The following is a 15,671-nucleotide window of genomic DNA, read 5'->3' as shown; positions in this document are numbered from 1 at the left end:
TGAGGTGTACTCGCCCTGTAGCCTGAGGTCATCCTGGGAAAGGTTGATTTGTCACCCACGTGGGGAATTCCCCTGGTGCTTCTCGTCTCATCGCTGGTCGCCGCGCTGGTTGCGCTGGTCCTTGTGGCGTGCCTGCCCCCGCGCGGCCCGCGCAAAAGCCCCCCCCAGTCGGAGGACGAAGGCACTGTTTTCCTGTTCGAGGGGCAATCGCTGGCCGATGCTTCTCCCGCGGCGCTGGAAATCCTGGCGCACGGATCGCCCGATCTTCCCGAGTGGCCGCGCCTGATGGCAATTCTGCGGCCCCGATTTCCCGACCTGAAGACAGAGTTGAAGACCTTGCACGACCGCGCGCCCGGTGGACAGGATGTCGTGCTTCATGAGCCCGGCGGCACAGGCACGCTGAGGCTCCGCAGGCACCGGCAAACCCTTCGCCTGACTCTGACGGGCCCGGACCGCGGCGGCGCGGCCGAAGCCACCGTACGCGCCTTGCACGATGAGCTGGAAATCCACCGCGCCGCGCTGGAGGCCGCACCCGTTCTGATCTGGCAGCAGGACAAGGCAGGCGATGTCATCTGGGCAAATCGCGCCTACCTTGACGGGCTTCTCCGGAGGCCGGGCGGACCCGCAGCCCCGGCCTGGCCCCTGCCGCGCCTGTTCCTGGACGAGGGCGCGGCCGGAGCGAACGGGCGCCCGGTTCCCAGGCGCATCTCCCTTTTGAAGGAGGAGGCCCGGCTCTGGTTCGACCACGTGACCGTCCCGCAAGGGGAAGGCAGCCTGCATTTCGCCCTGCCTGCCGACGCGGCCGTGCAGGCCGAGAAGTCGCTGCGCGACTTCATCCAGACCCTGACGAAAACCTTCGCCGACCTGCCCATCGGGCTGGCCGTGTTCAACCGCGCGCGGGAACTGGTTCTGTTCAACCCCGCACTGACAGGGCTTTGCGGCCTGGAGCCCGAGTTCCTCGGCGCCCGCCCGCACCTGACGGAAGTCCTCGACCGGCTGCGCGAAACCCGGATGATGCCTGAGCCCAAAAACTACAAATCCTGGCGCCAGCAAATCACCCGGCTGGAGCGTGACGCCGAGAACGATGCCTATGAGCAAACCTGGACGCTGCCCTCAGGGCTGACCTATCGCGTAACCGGCCGGCTACACCCCGACGGGGCAATCGCCTTCCTGTTTCAGGACATAAGTGCGGAAATCTGCATGACCCGCCGTTTCCGTGCGGAGCTGGAAACCGGGCAGGCGGTGCTGGATACCATGCCGGAGGCCATCGCCGTTTTCGATGCTGCCGGGGTTCTGACCACCTCGAACGCAGCTTATGCGCAGATGTGGGGCCATGATCCGATGGATTCCCTGGGGGAGCTGGGGCTGTCCGAGGCCGGTGCCCGGTGGCAAGGCCGCTTCCGGAACGACGCGGCGTGGCAGAAATTGCAGACCGCGCTGTGGGCCAGTGGCGGGCGCACGGGGTGGGCGGGCGTTTTGCATATGCGCAATGGGATCCCAGTGGAAACACGGGTGGCCCCCCTTTCGGGGGGGGCGCTGATGGTGGGGTTCATTCGGCTTCCCCTGGGCGCGGGGGCGGCAAACCCGGCGGGCAGCACCCTTTCGGCACCGTTTCGCTGATCCCCGCTTGCAGGCGGGGCGGGGCGGGGTAAAACTGCCCTCATGACCGCTTTGCCCCTGACTGTCACGTTCCGCGACGAATCCGAAACCCGTGCCTTTGCCATCCGTCTGGGCGCGGCGCTGCGCAAGGGGGACGTGCTGCTTTTGCATGGCCAGGTCGGGGCCGGGAAAACGGCCTTTGCCCGTGCGCTGATCCAGTCGCGCCTGCCGGTCCCCGAAGACGTGCCCTCCCCGACCTTCACGCTGGTGCAAACCTATGACGGCGACGGGCTGGAAATCTGGCATGCCGACCTCTACCGCCTGACCCACCCGGACGATGTGCTGGAACTGGGCCTGGAAGACGCCTTCTCCACCGCCATGTGTCTGGTTGAATGGCCCGACCGCCTGGGTGGCCTCGGGCCTCCAGGGGCGCTGCACCTGCATTTCTCTGTCACGGACACCCCCGGCCTCCGGCATCTCAGGTTGTCTTCCGACGATGCCCGCTGGGCCGCTGTGGTCACAGCCGCAAAAGAAGGATTTCCCCATGACTGAGCGTGCCTTTCTGGCCACCCGTTTCGTGGAAGCCTCCGGCTGGGGCGCAGCGACGCGCACCACGCTGGCGGGCGACGCCTCCGCCCGCCGGTACGAACGCCTGACAGACCCGGATACGAACGCCCGCGCGGTCCTGATGGACGCGGATACGGCAAGGGGCGAAGACGTCCGCCCGTTCATTACCATCGCCGAACATCTTCTGGCCCTTGGTCTCTCCGCACCGCGCATCCTGGCCCGGGATACAGAATCCGGGTTCTTAATGCTTGAGGATCTGGGCGATGATCTCTACGCCCGCGTGGTGCCGCGGGCGCCGGACCTGGAGGAGATGCTCTACGAAACCGCAACGGACCTGCTCGCCAACCTGCACCAGACCCCCCCGCCCGCGGGAATCGCCGCCTATGACCCCCCCCTGATGGCCGAGATGGCGTGCCAGCCCTTCGACTGGTATCTGCCCGCTGCGGACGCCGGAACCGATGCGGGAGAACGCGCGGCCTTTCGCGCCGTGGTCGAGACGCTCTTGCGCCAGCATTGCGACACTGCGCCGGTTCTGGTGCTGCGCGATTACCACGCCGAAAACCTGCTGTGGCTGCCGATGCGTCGCGGGGTGGCGCAAGTCGGCCTTCTGGATTTTCAGGATGCGATGGCCGGACACCGGGCGTATGATCTGATCTCGCTTCTGGAGGATGCGCGCCGCGATGTGCCGCCAGCCCTGGCGGAAAGCATGATTGCCCGTTACCTGGCCCGCACCGGCTTGCCGGAGGCCCCCTTCCGCGCCGCCTGTGCGGTTCTGGGGGCACAACGCAACCTGCGTATTATCGGGGTCTTCGCACGTCTGTGCGTGCGCGATGGCAAGCCCGGCTACCTGAAACTGATGCAGCGGGTCTGGGGGCATCTGCAAAACGACCTGTCACACCCGGCGCTGACCGGGCTGCGCGCACGGGTGGACCGGTTGATCCCCGAACCCGGCAATGCGATTCTCAAAAGGATCGAGGCCAAATGCCCGATGCCGTGATGCTCTTTGCCGCCGGGTTCGGGACCCGGATGGCCCCCCTGACGGCAGATCGCCCCAAGCCGCTGATCCCGGTTGGGGGAAAGCCGTTGCTGGATCACGCGCTGGGCATTGCACAAAGCGCCGGGGTTGGGCGAATCGTGGTGAATACCCATTATCTTGGGGAACAGATCGCAACCCACCTGGCGGAAAGCGCGGTCACTCTTTCCCCTGAAACACCCGACATCCTGGACACGGGCGGGGGGCTGCGCCACGCACTGCCGTTGCTGGGGGCCGGACCGGTCTTTACCCTCAACACCGATGCCGTATGGACGGGGGAAAATCCGCTGACACGGCTGGCCCGCGCCTGGGACCCCGCGCGGATGGATGCGTTGCTGCTGCTGATTCCCAGAGAAGCCGCACTCGGCCACGCGGGCATGGGGGACTTCATGCCCAACCCCGATGGCCGTCTGAAACGCGGCCCCGGCGCAGTTTATTCCGGCGCGCAGATTCTCAAGACCGGCGGGCTGACCGAAATACCGGAGCAGGTGTTTTCGCTGAACCGGCTTTGGAACCGGATGCTGGAAAGGGGCCGCCTTTTCGGGGTGCTGCACAGGGGCGGCTGGTGCGATGTCGGCACGCCGGAGGGCATTCCGCGCGCCGAGGCAATGCTGGAGGCGGACGATGTTTGACTTCCCCGGCCCCCGCCTGTTCGGTCTGCCCCCCGGCGCGGATTTCCCGCGTCTGCTGGTAGTTGGACTGCTGGCCCGAATGCGGGGCTGCCCGCCCGAGACGCTGGCGCGGGTGGAGCTTTACGTCAACACTCGCCGCATGCAGCGCCGACTGACCGCCCTGTTCATGGAGGGTCCGGCGCGCCTTTTGCCGCGCATCCGGCTGGTTACCGACCTGGCCGGGGATCCGGCTTTCGCCGACCTGCCCGCACCGGTGCCCCCCTTGCGCCGCCGGCTGGAGCTGGCGCAGCTTGTCGGGGCGTTACTGAAGGCCCGGCCCGATCTCGGCCCCGGAACGGCCGTTTACGACCTGGCTGACAGCCTTGCCGCCCTGATGGACGAAATGCAGGGTGAGGGGGTCCCCCCCGAGGTTTTGCACGGGCTTGATGTCAGCGGCCTGTCGGAACATTGGGCCCGGTCGCGGGAGTTCATCGCGCTGGCGGAACAGGTCATGGCCGGCGATGCCCGCGATGCCGAAGGCCGGCGCCGCGAAGTGGTGACGCGCCTCGCCGCACGTTGGCAAGAGGCCCCCCCCGATCATCCGGTTCTCGTGGCTGGCTCCACGGGGTCCCGCGGAGCGACGGGGCTGTTCATGCAAGCTGTGGCCCGTTTGCCGCAAGGGGCCGTGGTGCTGCCCGGATTCGACTTTGACCAACCTGCCGCCATCTGGGCCGGTCTTGACGATGCGCTTGCGGCCGAGGATCATCCGCAATATCGCTTTCGGGCGCTGATGCGCGCGCTGGACCTGCCCCCGGAAGCCGTTCGGCGCTGGTCCGATGCCCCTGCGCCCTGCCCGGCGCGCAACCGTCTGGTATCGCTTTCGCTGCGGCCCGCGCCGGTCACCGACCAATGGCGGGACGAAGGCCAGCACCTGGAAGACCTGCGGGCGGCAACCTCGGACATGACCCTGATCGAGGCGCCTTCGCCGCGGGTGGAGGCCCTTGCCATCGCGCTGCGCCTGCGCAAAGCGGCGGAAGAGGGGCGGGCCGCCGCGCTCATCACCCCGGACAGGACGCTGGCCCGGCAGGTCACCGCCGCGATGGACCGCTGGGGCGTCGAACCCGATGACAGTGCGGGCCTGCCGCTGCCGCTCGCCGCACCGGGGCGGTTGTTGCGCCACATTGCGGCGCTGTTCGGTCAGGCGCTGACGGCGGAAGCCCTGCTGACGCTGCTCAAGCACCCGCTGGTGGCAACGGGCGGCGCGCGGGGCGACCATCTGCGCTGGACGCGGGATCTGGAACTGTTCCTGCGCAAGGGCGGGCCCGCCTTCCCCGACCGTGCAGCACTGGACCGCTGGGCTGCTGCCCATGCAGACGGGCGCGCGGGCTGGGCCACATGGTTGGCCGACACGCTGGAGCCCTGCGCCACAGTGGGCGTCCGTTCCCTGAAAGATCACCTGATCCACCATATTGCGCTGGCCGAAGCCCTTGCCGCCGGGGCGGAGGGCACACCCGGTGCCCTTTGGGACGGACCCGCCGGAGAGCAGGCCCGCGCCACCTGCGGCACGCTGACCGCCGAGGCTGGCCATGGTGGGGAAATGGCCCCGGCCGATTATGCCGGCCTTTTCACGGCGGTCTTGCGGCGTGAAGAGGTCCGTAACCCTGTTCAGGCCCATCCGGGCGTGATGATCTGGGGAACGCTGGAAGCCCGTGTCCAGGGGGCCGGGCTGTTGATCCTCGGTGGCCTGAACGAGGGCGTCTGGCCCGAAACCCCGCCGCCCGACCCGTGGCTGAACCGTCAGATGCGCAAGGAGGCCGGGCTTCTGCTGCCGGAACGGCGCATCGGGCTGGCTGCCCATGACTTCCAGCAGGCGGTCGGTGCAAAAGAGGTTGTCCTGACCCGCGCCATCCGCGACTCGGAGGCCGAGACCGTCCCGTCACGCTGGCTCAACCGGCTGCAAAACCTGCTGGGCGGACTGCATGGGCAGGGCGGGCCGGAGCGGCTGGCGGACATGCGCTCCCGAGGGGCGCGCTGGGTCGCGCTGGCGCAGGCGCTTGACGTGCCCGACGCGCCCGCCACCCCTGCCTCAAGGCCGTCCCCATGCCCGCCGGTCGCGGCCCGGCCCCGCACTTTGCCCGTGACCGGGGTGGAGCGCCTGATCCGCGATCCTTACGCGGTCTACGCCCGCTACATCCTGAACCTGCGCCCGCTGGAGCCCCTGGCGCGCGCCGCCGATGCCCGGTTGCGCGGCACCTTGCTGCACGATGTTCTGGAGAAATTCGTGCGGGAGGGCACCTCGTCGCGAGACCGTCTGCTGGAAATCGCCGCCGGAGTTCTGGAGCAGCAAACCCCCTGGCCCGCCGCCCGGCGCCTGTGGCTGGCCCGGCTTGCGCGTGTGGCGGACTGGTTCCTTGACCGGGAGGCCGCCCGGAAAACGGAGGGCGCCGTTCTGGCACTGGAGCGGGTAGGAGCTGTCACGGTGGATGGCTTCACCCTGACCGCGAAAGCCGACCGGATCGACCGGCTGCATGATGGTCGGCTGGCAATCTACGACTACAAGACCGGCACCCCCCCGACCCTGAAAGCGATGGATGCCTTCGACAAACAGCTTTTGCTGGAAGCCTGCATCGCGGAACTGGGCGGTTTCGGGGACATCCCGCCGGCATCGGTGGCAAAGGTCGCCTATATCGGGCTCGGATCGTCGCCGAAAGAGGTGGAAAACCCGCTTGCCGACGGTCTGACCGGAAAAACATGGGTGGACTTTCGTAAGCTGGTCGCCAGCTATCAAAGCCGCGCACAGGGCTACACCGCCCGCAACAACCTTCAAAAACGTAACATGGCGACAGATTATGACGGCTTGTCGCGCCATGGCGAATGGGACGAAAGCGACCGGGCACAAGCGCAGGAGGTAGGAGAATGACCCGCGATGCGGCCACCTTGCGGCAGATGCAGGCCGCCGCGCCGTTCCGCTCCACCTGGCTGTCGGCCAATGCGGGGTCCGGCAAAACACGGGTGCTGACGAACCGCGTGGCACGGCTTTTGCTTTGCGATGTGCCGCCGCAGCGGATCCTGTGCCTGACCTATACGAAAGCCGCAGCCAGCGAGATGCAGAACCGCCTTTTCGGAGAACTGGGCAAGTGGGCGATGCTGGACGATGCGCCGCTGGCGCAGGCGCTGGCGGATCTCGGGCACGAGGCCGCGCCGGACGAGACCACTTTGCGTCGCGCACGGCGCCTGTTCGCACGCGCCATCGAAACGCCGGGCGGGCTGAAAATCCAGACGATTCATTCCTTCTGTGCGGCACTGTTGCGGCGCTTTCCGCTGGAGGCAGGGGTCTCCCCCCAGTTCGTGGAAATGGATGACCGTGCCGCCCGTCGCCTGCGGGCCGAAATTGTCGAGGATCTGGCCGATGGCTCCCGGCGTGGAGCATTCGACGCAATGGCCGCCCATTACATGGGCGACGATCTCGATGGCCTTACCGAAGAAATCGTGCGCCACCGTACGCAGTTTCCCGACACACCGGACGCCACCGCTCTGGCGCGCCTTCTCGGCCTTTCCGAAACTCTGACCGAAGAAACCCTTCTGGCACAGGTTTTTACCGGCGGGGAAAGTGCCCTGTTCGGCACCCTGTTGCCCGCGCTGCGGGCGGGGTCCGCCACGGACATCAGGGCCGCGGACAGGCTCTCGCCGCTGGATGTCACCGCGCCGACACCTGAGACCTTGAAGGCGCTGGAAGCGGTCTTTTTGAGCGGGGCAAAAACCAAGACCCCGTTCTCTGCCAAAGTCGGCAGGTTTCCAACCAGGGCCACACGCGCCAAGCTGGAGACCGGCGCGCAGGCGCTGGATGACCTGATGCAGCGCGTCGCCGATGCCCGGCCCCTGCGCCTTGGGTTGGCCGCGCGGGAGCGGACGCTGGCGCTGCACCGCTTTGCCGCCGCGTTCCTGCCCGAATACGACCGCCGCAAGCAGGCCCATGGCTGGCTGGATTTCGATGACCTGATTCTCAGGGCCCGCGCGCTGCTGACCGATCCGGGGGTGGCGGCATGGGTTCTGTTCCGGCTGGACGGCGGGATCGACCACATCCTTGTGGATGAGGCGCAGGATACCGCCCCTGAACAATGGAAGGTGATCGAACAGCTTGCGCAGGAATTCACCGCCGGCGCGGGCGCGCGCGATGAAACGCGTACGGTTTTCGTGGTCGGCGACAAGAAGCAATCCATCTATTCCTTCCAGGGGGCGGATCCGGACGGGTTCGACCGCATGCGTGAAGCTTTCGCGCAGCGGCTGGAGGGCGGCACCCCCCTGCAGGACCTGACGCTGGAATATTCCTTCCGCTCGGCCCCGGCGATTCTGAACCTCGTGGACACCACCTTTCCGGAGGGCGCGCGGGCCGGTCTGGGGCGCGACGTGACCCATCGCGCCTTCAAGACCGATCTGCCCGGCCGGGTTGACCTGTGGCCCGTGATCGAGCCCGCAGACGAAACCGAGCCTCCGCACTGGGCCGACCCGGTCGATACGCTCAGCCCCGAGCACCATGCCGTACAGCTGGCCCGTCGCATGGCGGGCGAGATCCGCGCGATGATCGACCGGAAGGAGACCGTTCTTGACGGCGCCGTGCGCCGCCCGGTCTCCGAGGGGGATTTCCTGATTCTCGTTCAGCGACGATCCGACCTGTTTCACGAAATCATCCGCGCCTGCAAATCCGCCGGCCTGGCCATTGCCGGTGCAGACCGACTGAAACTCGGCGGCGAAATCGCGGTGCGTGACCTGCACGCCACGCTGGCCTTCCTCGCAACGCCCGAAGACGACCTGTCGCTGGCGACGGCGCTGCGGTCGCCCCTGTTCGGCTGGGGGGAGGGGGCGGTCTATGACCTCGCCGCCGGGCGGGAAGGCCGCCATCTCTGGCAGACCCTGCGCCGGCGCGGTGGACCGGAGGTCGAAATCCTGACCGCCTTGCGCGATTCCTCCGATTTCCTGCGCCCCTACGAGCTTCTGGAGCGCATCCTGACACGCCACCGTGGCCGCCAGAACCTGATCGCCCGGTTGGGACCAGAAGCCGAAGACGGGATCGACGCGCTTTTGGCACAGGCGCTGGCTTATGAGCGGATGGAGGTGCCCTCCCTGACCGGGTTCCTGTCGTGGCTGGACAGCGGCGACGTGGAGATCAAACGGCAACTTGACAGCGCAGGCGACCGGATCCGGGTAATGACCGTGCATGGCGCGAAGGGGCTGGAGGCGCCGATCGTGATCCTGCCCGACACGGCGGACCGGCCCCTGCGCCCGCGAAACGAGATATTGCCCGCCGGACTGCCGCTCTGGCGGACGCCTGCGGACGACAGCCCGCCCGCCATCGCGCAGGCTGCCCAGGCCTGGCGCCAGCGACAGGAGGAGGAACGCGCACGGCTGCTTTACGTTGCCATGACGCGGGCAGAGCAATGGCTGATCGTCGCGGCGGCGGGCAGGCTGAACAAGGACGGGCAGGACTGGTACCAGACCGTCCGTGCCGGGATGGAGCGCGGCGGCGCAACGGTGCACGACTTTCCGTTCGGCGCGGGCCTGCGGCTGGAAAACGGTTGCTGGGGGGGCAGACATGCGGCGCCGTTCCGGAGCCGTGGGCCGGACGCCCTGCCCGCACTGCCGGACTGGGCCACGACCCCGGCGCCGCGCCCCGCCCGCCCCCATACACCGCTGTCGCCATCCGGCCTTGGCGGTGCGAAAGGGCTGAGTGCACAACAGCCCGACGACACCGGAGAGCCCCTGGCCTGGGGCAGTTGGGTACACCTGCTGCTGGAACATCTGCCCCGAATTGCCCCGGACGCGCGCCGCATGGCCGGGCAGACGCTGCTGGCTGGCGCCGGCGCACCCGAACCGGCCCATGCCGGAATTCTGGCGGAGGCCGAGGCTGTTCTGGAGGCTCCGGACCTGGCCGGGATATTCACGCCCGACTCTCTGGCCGAGGTGGAGGTGACAGCCCCCTTTCCCGGGTCCGGTGCCGTGATGCTGGGCGCCGTCGACCGTCTGATCGTGCAGCCCGACCGCATCCTGGCCGTTGACTACAAGACCAATGCCGTGGTCGCCGCCGGCCCCGAGGACGTCCCCGAGGGGATTTTGCGTCAGATGGGGGCTTATGCCGCCGCGCTAAGGCAAATTTATCCGGATCGTCCGGTGGAAACCGCAATCCTGTGGACAAGGACCCGCACCCTGATGTCCCTTCCGGACTCCCTGATCACGCAAGCGTTGGCCCGTGTGCAGCTTGACGGGACGGAGAAGGCTCCTTACCTTCCCGCCTCAACAACCCAAGGAGAACCCGATGCCGACCCATGCCGTAACCGATGACACCTTCGAAGCAGAGGTGGTGAACGCCGACCTCCCCGTGGTTGTCGATTTCTGGGCCGAATGGTGCGGTCCGTGCAAACAGATCGGGCCGGCGCTGGAGGAAATCTCAGAAGAGCTTGCCGGAAAGGTCAAGATCGTGAAAGTCAACGTGGACGAAAGCTCCGCCTACGCGGCGCGGCTGGGTGTACGCGGGATTCCGGCGCTGTTTCTGTTCAAGGACGGGGAGGTCGTTTCCAACCAGACCGGCGCAGCACCCAAGGCCGCGCTCAAAAACTGGATTGAAACCTCGGTCTGACCTGCCTTGGGTCTCTGAGACAAAGGGGCGCCTTGGCGCCCCTTTTTGCTGAGCGGGTTGTGGGGCGGCATGGAGAGAACCATATCTGCCCGAACGAGACGGAGAAAGCACATGGCCGATAACGAGTTTCCCGGATGGCACGGCACCACGATCCTGGGTGTGCGGCGCGGTGGACAGGTGGTCATCGCCGGCGACGGACAGGTCAGTCTGGGCCAGACCGTCATCAAGGGCACCGCGCGCAAGGTGCGCCGGCTCAACCCCGGCGGGTATGACGTTGTGGTGGGGTTCGCGGGGTCGACCGCAGACGCCTTCACCCTGCTTGAGCGGCTGGAAGCCAAGTTGCAGGCCACCCCCGGCCAGTTGCAGCGTGCGGCGGTGGAACTGGCGAAGGACTGGCGTACCGACAAGTATCTGCAAAAGCTCGAGGCCATGCTGATCGTCAGCGACGGGGACGAGATGTACGTCATCACCGGCGCGGGCGATGTGCTGGCCCCGGAACATGACGTGGCCGCGATCGGCTCGGGCGGGAATTTCGCGCTGGCTGCGGCACGGGGGCTGATGGAGACCGACCTGACCGGAGAGGATATCGCCCGCAAGGCGATGGCCATCGCCGCCGATATCTGTGTCTACACCAACGGCAACCTGACCGTTGAAACGATCTCGAAAGGTTAAGATGGGCTGGCTCATCCTCCTTTTTGCCGGTCTGTTCGAGATTGGATTCACCACCGCGATGAAGACCTCCGACGGGCTGACGCGGCCGTTGCCCTCCCTCGCCTTCCTGATCTGCGCAGTCGCCAGCTTCTTCCTGCTGTTCCGCTCGCTGGACTATCTGCCTCTCGGCACGGCCTATGCCGTCTGGACAGGCATCGGTGCCGTGGGCACCGTTCTGGTGGGGATATTCCTGTACGATGAACCCGCCGGTTTGTTGCGTATGTTTTTTCTCAGCCTCCTGATTGCCTCGATCGTCGGGCTGAAGTTCGTGTCATCTCAATAGGAGTCTCCATGACGGACCTGACCCCCCGCGAAATCGTTTCGGAGCTTGACCGTTTCATCATCGGCCAGAAAGGCGCAAAACGCGCCGTGGCCGTGGCGTTGCGCAACCGCTGGCGGCGCAAGCAACTGCCCGCGGACCTGCGTGAGGAAGTCTACCCCAAGAACATCCTGATGATCGGGCCGACCGGCGTCGGAAAAACCGAAATTTCACGCAGGCTGGCCCGGCTGGCACGCGCCCCCTTCATCAAGGTGGAGGCAACCAAGTTCACGGAAGTCGGGTATGTCGGCCGGGACGTTGAACAGATTGTCCGCGATCTTGCCGATAGTGCCATTGCCCAAACTCGGGACCATATGCGCGAAGAGGTCAAAGCCGCCGCCCATCAGGCCGCCGAAGACCGCGTGATAGAGGCCATTGCCGGAACCGACGCCCGTGAGCAAACCCGCGAAATGTTCCGCGCCAAGCTCAAGCGTGGTGAACTGGACGGCACGATTATCGAACTCGATCTTCTCGACACGTCGAACCCGATGCCGATGATGGATATTCCCGGCATGCCCCCCGGTCAGGGTGGCATGATGAGTCTGGGGGATATCTTCGGAAAGGCCTTTGGCGGGCGCACCGTCCGGCGACGCATGACCGTGGCCGACAGCTATGCCGTCCTGATCTCGGAAGAGGCCGACAAGCTGTTGGACGATGAAACCGTTACCCGGGCCGCGCTGGAGGCGGTTCAGGAAAACGGCATCGTGTTTCTCGATGAAATCGACAAGGTCTGTGCCCGCTCGGATGCCCGCGGCGCCGATGTCAGCCGCGAGGGCGTGCAGCGCGACCTGTTGCCCCTGATCGAGGGCACGACCGTCTCCACAAAATATGGCCCGATAAAGACAGACCACATCCTGTTCATTGCCAGCGGCGCGTTTCATATTGCCAAACCCTCGGACCTGTTGCCAGAACTTCAGGGCCGCCTGCCGATCCGGGTGGAGTTGCGCCCCCTGACCGAGGCCGATTTCATTCGGATCCTGACCGAGACCGACAACGCCCTGACGCGGCAGTACACCGCGCTGATGGGAGCTGAGGAGGTGCATGTCTCTTTCACGGAGGACGGGATCGCCGCCCTCGCCCGGATCGCCGCTGAGGTCAACGAGACCATAGAAAACATCGGGGCACGGCGGCTTTACACGGTGATGGAACGCGTTTTTGAGGAGCTGAGCTTCTCTGCTCCGGACCGGGCCGGAGAGAGCGTGACCGTGGATGCCGCCTTCGTTGAGGAAAATCTTGGGGAATTGACGCGCTCCGCCGACATGACACGTTATATCCTGTAAGCGCAGTGCGTGGCCTTTCGGGCCGCGATTTCGGCTAAGCCCTGTATCGGCGCAGGTATACGTAGAATGCGCCCTCCCCGCCATGTTTGCGGTGGGCGGGGGTAATGTGCAGCACGAGGCCCGCCAGAGGACCTGAGGACAGCCACAGGGGTACCTGGTGTCTCAAAGCCCCCCGGCGCTGAGGGACCGGCCCGTCTTCAGGTCCGGTCCGGCCCTTGCCGGTGATGACAAGAACCAGCCGCTTTCCCTGTCCGTGGGCGCGGCGAATGAACTCCGTCAGGTCCGGATGCGCCTGTACGAGCGTCTTGCCGTGCAGGTCGATCCGGGATTCCGGGGCAAGATTACCGCGCCGCATTCGGTCATGGGTTTTGCGATCCATCCTCACGGGGGATTGTGCCAGGCTCTCCGACAGGGTGGGCGCAAGGTCATGGCCCGAAACACGCGACCGTCCTGACTGACCAGTCGGGCGAACGGAGCGCGGCGCGTGTTTCGCAGGTCTGGGCCGCACACCCTTGCCTGACGACGGGGCAGGGCGCTCCGGATGCATCGGGCGCGCAGTCGCCGCGACCTCCTGCCAGAGCGCATAATCCTCGGGGGTGAGGCGGCGGCTCACGGGCGATGCTCTGCCAGGGCCGCCATCGCATCTGCCAAAGGCAAAAGGACAACCAGCCGCCCACCGTCGCGAACATGCGCAGCGGCACGCCCGGCCGCACCGCCCGTACCAAAGAAAATATCCGCGCGCTGTTCACCTTTCACGGCAGCCCCCGTATCCTGCGCGACCATCAGCCGGGCAAGGGGCGATTTCCCCGCCTTCTCGATCCAGACCGGCGACCCGAGGGGGATCACACCGGGATCGACCGCCACGCTGCGCAGGGGTGTCAGCGGGCGATTCATCGCGCCGACCGGGCCAAGATCCGGGGGCAGATCGATCGCACGGAAAAACACGAAGGACGGATCATGATGAAGAAGCTCCCGGCCTTCCCCGGGGTTTTGCCGCACCCACTCCCGTATCATCCGCATTGAAACCTGGTGGGATTTATAAATGTCGCGGCGGATCATTTCCTTGCCGATAGACCGATAAGGATGGCCGTTGCGGTCGGCATAGGCCACGCGCAGCAAGCTTCCGTCGCGCAGGCGAATCCTGCCCGACCCCTGAACCTGAAGGAAAAACACATCGACAGGGTCTTCAAGCCACGCCAGCTCCAGACCCCGGCCCTCAAGCGCGCCGGTTTCATCAATTTCCTTGCGCGTCAGCCAGGGCCGGTTGCCAGCCAGTTCCGCAGGCGCGCGGTAGATGGGAAAGCCGAAACGCTCCGTGCGCGCGCGCGCGCCCTCCAGTACCGGTTCATAATACCCGGTGAACAGGGCGGGGCGGGACCCGTCGATCTGGACCGGGCGGAAAAAAAGCTCAAAGAACGCGCGCGGATTTGGTTCATCTTCTGCCTGCCGGCAGACCTGTTCCCAGCCGGGGCGCCGTACATCGGCGCAGGTCCGGACAAAGGTGCGCAGCGCAGCCGCGTGATCGTCCTTGGCCCAGCCGTTCAGATCGGCGTATCCAAGCAGCGTGGCGGTGCCACAGTTGCCCGGCCCCGCGGCCAGACAAAGCGACAGCACCGTCCCCCGCAGCACGCCTCAGCCGCCTGTCGCGACCAGTTGCCAGTTCGGATCGTCAGCGCCCATTACACGGGCGAAGCTCCATACGTCACGCTGGCGCTTGATCTCGCTGGGATTACCCTCAACCACCTCTCCGCCCGCATTACGCACCACGGAGGTCAACTCCCCCACGAACTTGACGGCCAGCTCGCCTTCACTGGTATCGGGATCGAAAGCGGCGTCTACAAGACGCAACTCCCGGATGCCGACAAAGCTGGCTTCGATACTCAGGCCCTGTTGCTCCCGCAGGTCGATGACCTGTTGAAAACTGTCGTGCACTTCGGGTGCAAGAAAGTCGCGCACCGGCGACAGGTCCCCCTTCTCGAAGGCCATCAGGATCATCTCATAGGCGCCGCGAGCGCCCTGAAGAAAATCCCCTACGGAAAATCCGGGTTCGCGGCGCTTCATCTCTGCCAGGGCCCGAGCGGCATCGCTGCCTTCGGGGACATGGTCGACAATGTCACGATCCGGCCCCCCTTCGATCACTTCAAGCTCCGGCGGGTTACGCTCCTGCGCGGGGCGGAGCGCCGCGGGCGGTTTCTCGAACCCGTCCCGGGTTCCCAGAACCGAGCGCAGCCGCAGGACCAGGAAAACCGCGATCCCTGCAAGAACCAGAAGTTGGATGATGGCTGAGCTCATATTCGGGCCTCGTCTGAACACCGTTTGTTTGCATGAAGGTGGTACCGCACATATGTAAGGCACGGGTGGTATCAAGTCCACCTGCGGCTCCCGCCGAAAAAGAGGTGAAAAATGTGGTTGTTCGTGATCTTTGTCACCGTTCCCCTTATCGAGATCGCCCTGTTCATTCAGGTTGGCGGTGCGATCGGCCTTTGGCCCACGCTGGGGATCGTGATTTTGACCGCGCTTTTGGGCACCTCGCTGATGCGCCAGCAGGGCGCATTGGCGATGTCGCAACTGCGCCACTCCTTCAACGATCTGCGTGACCCGACCGAGCCGCTGGCACATGGCGCAATGATCCTGTTTTCCGGCGCCCTGCTCTTGACCCCAGGATTCTTCACCGACGCGGTGGGCTTTGCCTTGTTGGTTCCGGCCATACGACGGGCCGCCTATGGCTGGCTGCGCAAGCGGGTTGTCGTGCAATCCGTAACCCCGGGAACGCGGCAGCCGCATTCCACAAGGCCCATGGACGTGATAGATGGCGAGTTTCAGGAGGTCGACCCTGGCATGGCACGCCCCACGCAGCCCCCATCGGACTGGACCCGGCATTGAGGCGTCGCCAATGACCTGTTAAAAGCCGGTCGATCAA

14 protein-coding genes are annotated in these 15,671 nt (G+C 66.0%); 11 read left to right on the top strand and 3 right to left on the bottom strand.

The genetic code is table 11. From position 1 onward, the window contains the following. The first annotated feature begins 48 nt into the window (after positions 1–48). The 10 genes from C8N32_RS08800 to hslU all read left to right on the top strand — a co-directional run bounded on the left by C8N32_RS08800 (position 49) and on the right by hslU (position 12,751). Positions 49–1,620, top strand: a complete 1,572-nt coding sequence (locus C8N32_RS08800; protein WP_146159697.1) for a PAS domain-containing protein — start codon at positions 49–51, stop codon at positions 1,618–1,620. A 42-nt stretch (positions 1,621–1,662) separates the two neighbouring features. Continuing rightward, on the top strand, positions 1,663–2,151 hold the full coding sequence (gene tsaE, locus C8N32_RS08795) for a tRNA (adenosine(37)-N6)-threonylcarbamoyltransferase complex ATPase subunit type 1 TsaE (RefSeq protein ID WP_107892587.1): 489 nt from the start codon (positions 1,663–1,665) through the stop codon (positions 2,149–2,151). Beyond that, positions 2,144–3,163 carry an aminoglycoside phosphotransferase family protein gene (locus tag C8N32_RS08790; protein ID WP_107892585.1) on the top strand — a complete coding sequence of 340 codons (1,020 nt, stop codon included), beginning with the start codon at positions 2,144–2,146 and terminating at the stop codon, positions 3,161–3,163. The genes tsaE and C8N32_RS08790 overlap by 8 nt, the downstream gene beginning before the upstream one ends. Next, positions 3,148–3,831, top strand: a complete 684-nt coding sequence (locus C8N32_RS08785) for a nucleotidyltransferase family protein (RefSeq protein WP_107892583.1) — start codon at positions 3,148–3,150, stop codon at positions 3,829–3,831. The genes C8N32_RS08790 and C8N32_RS08785 overlap by 16 nt, the downstream gene beginning before the upstream one ends. Continuing rightward, on the top strand, positions 3,824–6,730 hold the full coding sequence (addB, locus tag C8N32_RS08780) for a double-strand break repair protein AddB (RefSeq protein ID WP_107892581.1): 2,907 nt from the start codon (positions 3,824–3,826) through the stop codon (positions 6,728–6,730). The genes C8N32_RS08785 and addB overlap by 8 nt, the downstream gene beginning before the upstream one ends. Beyond that, positions 6,727–10,146, top strand: a complete 3,420-nt coding sequence (addA, locus tag C8N32_RS08775; protein ID WP_107892579.1) for a double-strand break repair helicase AddA — start codon at positions 6,727–6,729, stop codon at positions 10,144–10,146. Before addB ends, addA begins: the two co-directional genes overlap by 4 nt. Next, on the top strand, positions 10,121–10,441 hold the full coding sequence (gene trxA, locus C8N32_RS08770; RefSeq protein WP_107892577.1) for a thioredoxin: 321 nt from the start codon (positions 10,121–10,123) through the stop codon (positions 10,439–10,441). The genes addA and trxA overlap by 26 nt, the downstream gene beginning before the upstream one ends. A gap of 111 nt (positions 10,442–10,552) precedes the next feature. Next, positions 10,553–11,113, top strand: a complete 561-nt coding sequence (gene hslV, locus C8N32_RS08765; RefSeq protein ID WP_107892575.1) for an ATP-dependent protease subunit HslV — start codon at positions 10,553–10,555, stop codon at positions 11,111–11,113. 1 nt (position 11,114) lies between these two features. After that, positions 11,115–11,435 carry a DMT family transporter gene (locus C8N32_RS08760; RefSeq protein WP_107892573.1) on the top strand — a complete coding sequence of 107 codons (321 nt, stop codon included), beginning with the start codon at positions 11,115–11,117 and terminating at the stop codon, positions 11,433–11,435. A gap of 8 nt (positions 11,436–11,443) precedes the next feature. Further along, a complete protein-coding gene (gene hslU / locus C8N32_RS08755; protein ID WP_107892571.1) occupies positions 11,444–12,751 on the top strand; it encodes an ATP-dependent protease ATPase subunit HslU in 1,308 nt (435 codons plus the stop codon). A gap of 34 nt (positions 12,752–12,785) precedes the next feature. Here hslU and C8N32_RS08750 read toward each other — a convergent pair whose 3' ends face one another. From C8N32_RS08750 to C8N32_RS08740, 3 genes are read right to left on the bottom strand one after another with little or no spacing between them, the layout of a single operon-like run. Continuing rightward, positions 12,786–13,364: a Smr/MutS family protein gene (locus C8N32_RS08750; protein ID WP_107892569.1), complete on the bottom strand. Its 579-nt coding sequence runs from the start codon at positions 13,362–13,364 to the stop codon at positions 12,786–12,788. Next, complete coding sequence (gene mltA, locus C8N32_RS08745) at positions 13,361–14,380, bottom strand: murein transglycosylase A (RefSeq protein WP_107892567.1); 1,020 nt, start codon at positions 14,378–14,380, stop codon at positions 13,361–13,363. Before mltA ends, C8N32_RS08750 begins: the two co-directional genes overlap by 4 nt. A gap of 3 nt (positions 14,381–14,383) precedes the next feature. Further along, a complete protein-coding gene (locus C8N32_RS08740; protein ID WP_107892565.1) occupies positions 14,384–15,043 on the bottom strand; it encodes a Tim44/TimA family putative adaptor protein in 660 nt (219 codons plus the stop codon). Positions 15,044–15,154: 111 nt separating this feature from the next. Here C8N32_RS08740 and C8N32_RS08735 point away from each other — a divergent pair, with 111 nt between their 5' ends. Continuing rightward, the gene (locus C8N32_RS08735) at positions 15,155–15,634 is read left to right on the top strand and encodes an FxsA family protein (RefSeq protein WP_107892563.1); all 480 of its coding nucleotides are present in this window, start codon (positions 15,155–15,157) and stop codon (positions 15,632–15,634) included. The last annotated feature ends 37 nt before the right edge of the window (positions 15,635–15,671 follow it).

Origin of the sequence: Rhodovulum imhoffii, assembly GCF_003046545.1 — a bacterium.
Lineage (GTDB): Bacteria > Pseudomonadota > Alphaproteobacteria > Rhodobacterales > Rhodobacteraceae > Rhodovulum > Rhodovulum imhoffii.
Note: the sequence above shows the minus strand (reverse complement) of the source record. Positions and strands in the feature narration are given on the sequence as shown.